The 7,129-nt window shown below is 48.5% G+C and carries 8 protein-coding genes; 4 read left to right on the forward strand and 4 right to left on the reverse strand.

Annotated elements, in window-relative coordinates:
- From dnaQ to GY683_RS05055, 4 genes are all read left to right on the forward strand, one after another.
- On the forward strand, positions 1–1,348 hold a 1,348-nt coding region (dnaQ, locus tag GY683_RS05040), incomplete at its 5' end, for a DNA polymerase III subunit epsilon (protein ID WP_297287706.1).
- Positions 1,345–2,193 carry an NAD(+) diphosphatase gene (gene nudC / locus GY683_RS05045; RefSeq protein ID WP_297287707.1) on the forward strand — a complete coding sequence of 283 codons (849 nt, stop codon included), beginning with the start codon at positions 1,345–1,347 and terminating at the stop codon, positions 2,191–2,193. The genes dnaQ and nudC, both read left to right, overlap by 4 nt.
- Positions 2,194–2,238: 45 nt before the next feature.
- A complete protein-coding gene (locus GY683_RS05050; RefSeq protein WP_297287708.1) occupies positions 2,239–3,066 on the forward strand; it encodes an RnfABCDGE type electron transport complex subunit B in 828 nt (275 codons plus the stop codon).
- A 2-nt stretch (positions 3,067–3,068) separates the two neighbouring features.
- Entirely contained in the window at positions 3,069–4,361 is a 1,293-nt protein-coding gene (locus tag GY683_RS05055; RefSeq protein WP_297287709.1) for a DUF2868 domain-containing protein, read from the forward strand.
- A 73-nt stretch (positions 4,362–4,434) separates the two neighbouring features.
- On the opposite strand, the gene GY683_RS05060 is transcribed toward GY683_RS05055, so the two are convergent.
- The 4 genes from GY683_RS05060 to GY683_RS05075 form a co-directional block, all read right to left on the reverse strand.
- The gene (locus tag GY683_RS05060) at positions 4,435–4,836 is read right to left on the reverse strand and encodes a biopolymer transporter ExbD (RefSeq protein ID WP_297287710.1); all 402 of its coding nucleotides are present in this window, start codon (positions 4,834–4,836) and stop codon (positions 4,435–4,437) included.
- Positions 4,837–4,846: 10 nt separating this feature from the next.
- Entirely contained in the window at positions 4,847–5,401 is a 555-nt protein-coding gene (locus tag GY683_RS05065) for a MotA/TolQ/ExbB proton channel family protein (RefSeq protein WP_297287711.1), read from the reverse strand.
- 51 nt (positions 5,402–5,452) lie between these two features.
- Positions 5,453–6,475 (reverse strand): TonB family protein, encoded by a 1,023-nt coding sequence (locus tag GY683_RS05070; protein WP_297287712.1) that lies wholly within the window; start codon positions 6,473–6,475, stop codon positions 5,453–5,455.
- 241 nt (positions 6,476–6,716) lie between these two features.
- The coding region (locus GY683_RS05075) for an isocitrate/isopropylmalate family dehydrogenase (protein ID WP_297287713.1) at positions 6,717–7,129 on the reverse strand (413 nt) is incomplete at its 5' end.

Below are 7,129 nucleotides of genomic sequence, written 5' to 3' on the forward strand. Positions count from 1 at the left end.
TATCATGAATAATTACATCATCGCCTACACTGACGGCGCCTGTAAGGGCAATGGCAAACAGGGCGCTTCGGCGGGCGGATTTGGCGCGCACATCATTCATCCCAATGGCGACATCCACAACATCTGGGGCGGAGAAGCTGACACCACCAATAACCGCATGGAGCTATTAGGCGCAATCACCGCCCTAAAGCGCACGCCTGCCGACACACCCATAAAGATATGGACAGATTCAGGCTACGTCAAAGATGGCATCACCCAATGGATCCACAACTGGAAAAAGAACGGCTGGCGCAAAGCCGACAAAAAACCCGTTCTAAACGTTGAATTATGGCAAGAACTCGATGCGCTGACCCAAGGTCGCATGATCGATTGGCAATGGATCAAGGGGCATGCTGGACACGAGGGTAATGAGATGGCAGACCAGCTGGCCAATCAAGGCGTCATCGGTGCAGGTGAAGAGTTCATTGGTCCTGACAATACCGACCACCTAACTTATGCCGATGCATCCAACCAAAGCACACCAAATAATACCAATAATCCAAAACCAACCACAGCCATGAATAACCACGCTTTTAAGATCAGTCCTGACAACAACCAAAACCCCGATTACGATGGCAACACTCAGCGCGCCAATGGTGACTTTTGGGCGATTCTGCCAGCGCCGAATAATTATGGTTCACGCGCTCGTCAGCTCATCATGGATACGGAGACCACCGGTTTTGAGGATCAAGGCGGTGACCGCATCGTAGAGGTGGGTATCGTTGAGATGGTTGATCGTAAATTTACCGGTAACAAGCTACACGTCTACATCAACCCCGAAAGAGAGATGGACGATGAGGTTATCCGCGTTCACGGCATTTCGAATGAATTCTTACTAGATAAGCCAAAGTTTGCCGACGTTGCGCAGCAGATTTATGACTTCATGATAGGCAGCGAGGTCATCGCACACAATGCCGCGTTCGATATGCGATTCTTAAAGATGGAATTTGATAAAGTTGGTCTGACCGACTTTCTAGATCGCATCCAAACCACCGACTCACTTGCCATCGCCAAGGAACTCTACCCTGGTCAAAAAAACTCACTTGACGCCCTGGTTCGCCGCCTAGACGTTGGTAATCAAGATCGTACATTCCACGGGGCTTTACTTGACTCCGAGATTCTGGCCGAAGTCTATCTTGCGATGACAGGCGGACAGATGGCGATAAAGATGGAATACGGCGATGATCATGCAGATGCCATGTCAAGTGCGACAGGTTTTCAGGATTTATCTGATTTGGCAAGTTTGTTGTTCACTTCTGCCAGTGACATGGATGCGGACAGCACTTGGCGATCGACGGTGCTGTCATGATGAATCATGTAGAATATCTGATCATAGATAAAGACAGCGTCCTGTGCGATGAAGAGGGCTTACCCATCATGGTTCAAGGGGCGATGCTAGATGAAGCGGTCTCGCTCGGCTTTGGTGAAGTGCATAACGGACACGCCTCCCAACTCACACCATCTAACACTTTCGCCATCTCAAAAGATGTTGCCATCAAGGCAAATCTTATTCACGCCTATGGCAATAAATACGACACCAGTACACATAAATCCTTGGCGTTCTTAGGCTATAGAAGTGCCGTAAACGCACTGGATGATAGTTTGGCGTATACCATTAGCCGAGCCATTCAGCTGATATTATGGCAAAATGATCATCAATTCTGTTCGCGCTGTGGTGGCCGCACACATCGCCATCAAAGCGAGCACGCCATGATGTGCCAAAGATGCCGTCACCGCGCCTATCCACGCGTGCAGCCGTGCATCATCACTGCCATCACACGCATTCACCCAACGACCGCCAAGCGGCAGATCCTACTTGCGCTGCATCACAGACATGGCGATACTGGCATGTATGGACTCATTGCAGGATTCGTAGAGGCAGGCGAGTCGATAGAGAGCGCCGTTCACCGCGAGGTCATGGAAGAGGTCGGTTTATCAGTCTCCAACCTACGCTACCACAGCAGTCAGCCATGGCCATATCCAACGAACCTAATGCTGGGGTTTATCGCTGATTATGCCGGTGGTGAGATTCACCCTCAGGCGGATGAGATTAATGAAGCCAGATTTTTTGATGTGGATGATCTGCCTTTAACGCCAAAGGCAGGTACGATCGCACACACGCTTATCCAGAGCGTCATTCATCTGCCTACTTAGCCACCTATTAGATTAACGAACAGCCAGCGCTTGCCAGCCATGACCATGACATTCACCCGATTAGAAGATTTACCCGTCCTGTTTAGTCCGCTTAGGCTAGATGACGTATCAGATGACAAACGCATCGCCATCGCGCAGATCGATGCTGTATTGCCACAGACGCAGTGCGGTCTGTGTGGTCATCATGATGGCTGCCTGCCCTATGCTCATGGCATCGTGATGAATGGCGAAGCGCCAAATCTGTGCGTACCGGGCGGTCAGGATGTCACTGATCGCATCGCGGGCATCCTTGGAATTGCTAGTCGTGCAGCCACACCCAGCAAGTGGCGCACCGATGAGCATACCCAGCGCCCCATTGAAGTTCGCGCCATCATCAACGAACCTGACTGTATCGGCTGCACCAAATGCATACCCGCCTGCCCTGTCGATGCCATCATCGGCACCGCTAAGCACATACACAGCATCATCGCCGATCTATGCACAGGCTGTGAGCTGTGTCTGGCGCCCTGCCCTGTGGACTGCATCGAACTGGTGGAATATCCCCGAGTACTGAGCGATGAAGAGCGCATCGATGAGCAAGCGCATCTGCGCCGCCGCTATCACCATCATCTAAACCGCGTAGAACACAGCATCAAACAAGGCACCAAGCCTGTGGTTAGCACCGTAGAGTCAGCTATGGCAAATGTCATCAGCGAATCTGCCCAAGCCACACAGTCCATCGATGCCAACACTGCCAAAAATACCATCGCTGCAGCGAAGCTTCGAACCCAAATAAAAAAACTCACCAAGCAGCTGTCCGTGCGAGATGATGATACAATACGCACAAAGTTAGCACAACTTAATCAAGAACTACAATCCCTAGAGTCGAGCTGATCATGACCATCAGACACACCCACGAACATACCGACCTTGTGCGAAGATTAGAAGAAAGTCACTATATTTTCACACAGCACCCAAAGACCATCACCGAAGCCGTCAAGTCCGAAGCCGCATCACCGCTGGATAAGATATTCATCCGCGCACATAAGATTGACAGTAATGGCAAAATAGAGTCCGCCCTAGACCAAGCCAAATTCTACATCAAAGGCTCTGGTCGATTGGTTTATATCATTTATTTTTTGATGGGTTTTGTTGGTGTGATGGGACTGCTTGGCACTCAGATTATCAACTTCTTCTATGTGCTGCTGGCGCTACTGGGTTGGCACAGTCTATCACTGCTGTGGTGGGTTATCGGGCTGTTTCGTCGTGATGGTTTGTCTTTTTTAGGTGGGATATTGTCACGGCTTACTATCGAAAAGCCGCTACTGTATAAGTTCATCGGCGCAGGTGACAACCCTCCCATGCAGCACGCCTTAGAGTTACAGATTGACATCTATCGCCCTGTGCGCCGCTGGTATCTTGGTACGCTCATGCATGGTGCTTGGCTGTCATCACTGATTGGTGCCAGTGTGGCATTATTGTGTCTATTCCTATTTCGTCGTTATGATTTTGCTTGGGAATCGACGCTGCTCACCGATGCTCATTTTATGCAGATGATGCAGATCTTTGGGGCGCTGCCGAATTTACTTGGCTTTGAATTGCCGAACATGAGCGCACCATCAAGCGAACAGAATGCCAAATTCGCCTGGCTGGTCATGCTAAGCATCGCATTGTATGGCATCCTACCAAGATTCATCGCATACGTGGTCTGCCTTATCAAGTCACGCCACAACTTTCAAATCGATCAAAAAAAACCTTACTACGCTACTTTATTAAATGCATTTAGCCAGCGCGTCATCGACCATGATGACTATACGCCAAGCAGTGCCATCATCACACCCCCTGCGATGGACATCAGTGGCAAATCATTCATTAGTGTCATCCTAGAGCGCCCGACTGACACACCCATCACCTCCCCATCGATCAATATCTGCTATGAATTCGGTGTAGTTGATGATAAGAGTAGCATTGATAAAGCCATCAGCACCGCCAAAGCATCTGATGCGCTCATTTACCTTCTCATCGATGCGCACATCCTACCTGATCGTGGCGTCATGCGCAAGGTATCTAGCTTGGCGACGGTTGGATTGGTGGCGCACATCATCAATGCTGATGACGCTCATAATAACTACGCCCAAGCATGGCATCAAAAGCTTGGCGAGATGGGCATCACCATCATCGATGAATAGAGCATCTCCAATAAAAAAGCCTTGTATCACACAAGGCTTTTTTGTTGTAGATTTATCATCAATTACTCATGAATCACTCATTTACAAAAGCAATCTTAGACAACCCTGCCGTGCTCGCTGTCGCCAACACTTGTGCGACCATGTCGTATTTGCCTTCGCGATCGGCACGCAGATGCACCTGTGGGTCATTACCTTTGGCAACTTCATCAGTGAAGCGTTTTTGCAGTTCTTCTAGGCTGATTTTTTGGCTGTCCCAATAGATGTCGCCTTGACTGTCGATGCTGACTTGCAGCACTTGTGGCGGCTGCTCATTTACGCTTGCGCTGGTCTTTGGCAGATCGAGCGGCACGGTAGGATTTAGCACAGTCGCCGTGACCAAGAAGATAATCATCAACACAAGCATGATGTCAATGAGCGGAATGAGGTTCATCTCATTCATGCCGTCATTGTCTTGATCGCCTAATTCAAACGCCATAACAGACTCCTTATCGCGCCGTCTGAGCTAAAATCTGGTGCGCTGCATCATTCGCAACATGAATGGCGCGCTTGTTCATACGTGTCGCGATGTTATAAAACACCACCGCAGGAATCGCCACCGCCAGACCCAAGCCCGTCATGATGAGCGCCTCACCCACAGGACCTGCCACCTGAGCAAGACCAGCCTGACCGCTCTTCGAGATACTGTGCAAGGCATGGAAAATACCCCAAACCGTACCGAACAGACCAATAAATGGCGCAATCGATGCTGTCGTGCCTAGGATTGGCAGACCTTTTTCCATCTCGTAGCGATAGCGAGCGATGTTCTGAAGCAGCTTTTGCTCAACGACCATTTTCTTTTGACCAAAATCAAGCCCGTCCAGATCAGCAGCCGAACTGGAGATTGATCGCTTTAGGTTATCGCCGATGCTGCCTGCCAATTTGCACGACTGCGCCACACGAATGATGCCAACTACCCATGAGATGATAGATAAAGCAAATAGAATAAAGAACAGGGTTTTACTAACGGCGTCTGTATGACCCCAATAAAATGCAAAATCCATAACAATTCCTCACAAAAGGTAAAATTTATAATATCAATCTAATAATTTAAATTAACAAGCACCACTAGGGATAGTAATGACTGTTGGTACATTCGCAAAGCCTTTAACCGCCTGACCATTTCTAATAAAAGGCTTTAATCTGCCGCTTTTATAAGCTCTGGCAACATCTCTATCAAAGGCTTTGTCGCCTGATGACTGGGCAACGCTGGCACTTTGGATAGAGCCTTTTTCATTAATCGTTAGCTTAACAGTTACATTCACCGTTTTGCCTGTTAGTCTAGGAGAGCATAGTTGAGCTAAGTTTGGCTTTCTTCTCCAGCTTGCATCGACTTCGGCAGCACTGAAAGATACAGGTCCTATGCTATCGCCTGAGTTACGACCTTCACCGACGTCACCGCCTTTTCTTTTGCCACCACCTCTTCTTTTACCACCATCTTCATCGGTGCTATTTTTTGCGGCTGCGGCGGCAGCTTCAGCCTCTCTGCGAGCAGCGGCAGCTTTGGCTTCTGCTTCGGCTTTCGCTTTTGCCTTAGCATCTGCATCTTCCTTTGCACGAGCTTCGGCACGTTGCTGAGCCTCCCATTTTGCCTGCTCTTGTGCGCGTTGCTGTGCAGCGATGAGTTGCGACTGATCCACTGGAGGCTTGGTTACTTCGGGTGCTTTTGATGTTTGTTTTGTTTCAGATGGCTGTGTTACCTGTGGTTTTTTAACCTCTGGTTCAGTCACCTTAGGGGTTTGGGCAGGCTTCACCGTCTGGGGTTTGACAGGCTTTGGCTCTGCTAATTTTGGTTTTGCAGGTGCAGGACGTGGATCGGGGTTTTTTTCAATTTTTGGCGCCATGATCGGCTTGGGTGGTTCAGGCGATTCTAGATTGTTGATTTTTATTTCAACAATTTCAGGCTCTTTGATGGGCTCAATGATTTCTATCTTGATGGGCGGCGTGATCTTTAGCGGCTTAAGCTCAGGCATCTGCATGTGCGCCAAGCCCAATCCTGCCAAACCATGCAGCGCAATCGCCACACCAACCGCCATGGCTTTGATGCCATTATTCGAAGTAGAATTCACATTATTCATGATGATGACTGCCTGCTACACCTATGCTGTCGAGTGATAAGCTATAATACAAACGATAATAATTATCAATGGCGTATTATCTTAAATTTTATAAAAAATATCAAGCCGATTTTTTAAATATTTCACAAACTGCAAAACATTATTATAACAGAATGATAACAATTTACAAATATGAATTTATCATAAAAAAGCAGGATTTGACGTATTGCCAAACCCTGCCTATTGCTAACACCATTATGATTTATAGCGAAGCGATGACTCTATCACCCATCTCTGTGCAGCCAACCAATGTCGTGCCGTCTTCATAAATATCCGCCGTGCGATAGCCTTGTTCTAGCACTTTTTGCACCGCTTGTTCTATTCTCACCGCACGATTTTCATCATTTAGGCTATAACGCACAAGCATGGCAAGCGACAAAATGGTCGCTAGTGGATTTGCCTTGTCCTGCCCTGCAATGTCAGGGGCAGAGCCATGGGACGGCTCATACAGCCCTTTGCCTGTCTCGTTTAGGCTTGCTGACGGTAGCATACCGATAGAGCCTGTGAGCATGGACGCTTGGTCGGACAAAATATCACCAAAAATATTGCCTGTCGCAATCACATCAAACTGCTTGGGGGCTTTGACCAGTTGCATGGCACAGTTATCCACATACA

It is taken from the genome of Moraxella sp. (genome assembly GCF_024227015.1).
Lineage (GTDB): Bacteria > Pseudomonadota > Gammaproteobacteria > Pseudomonadales > Moraxellaceae > Moraxella.

Coding starts and splice junctions, on each gene's coding strand:
- nudC (WP_297287707.1), top strand. CDS start 1,345: ATGATGAATCATGTAGAATATCTGATCATAGATAAAGACAGCGTCCTG.
- GY683_RS05050 (WP_297287708.1), top strand. CDS start 2,239: ATGACATTCACCCGATTAGAAGATTTACCCGTCCTGTTTAGTCCGCTT.
- GY683_RS05070 (WP_297287712.1), bottom strand. CDS start 6,475: ATGAATAATGTGAATTCTACTTCGAATAATGGCATCAAAGCCATGGCG.
- GY683_RS05065 (WP_297287711.1), bottom strand. CDS start 5,401: ATGGATTTTGCATTTTATTGGGGTCATACAGACGCCGTTAGTAAAACC.
- GY683_RS05055 (WP_297287709.1), top strand. CDS start 3,069: ATGACCATCAGACACACCCACGAACATACCGACCTTGTGCGAAGATTA.
- GY683_RS05060 (WP_297287710.1), bottom strand. CDS start 4,836: ATGGCGTTTGAATTAGGCGATCAAGACAATGACGGCATGAATGAGATG.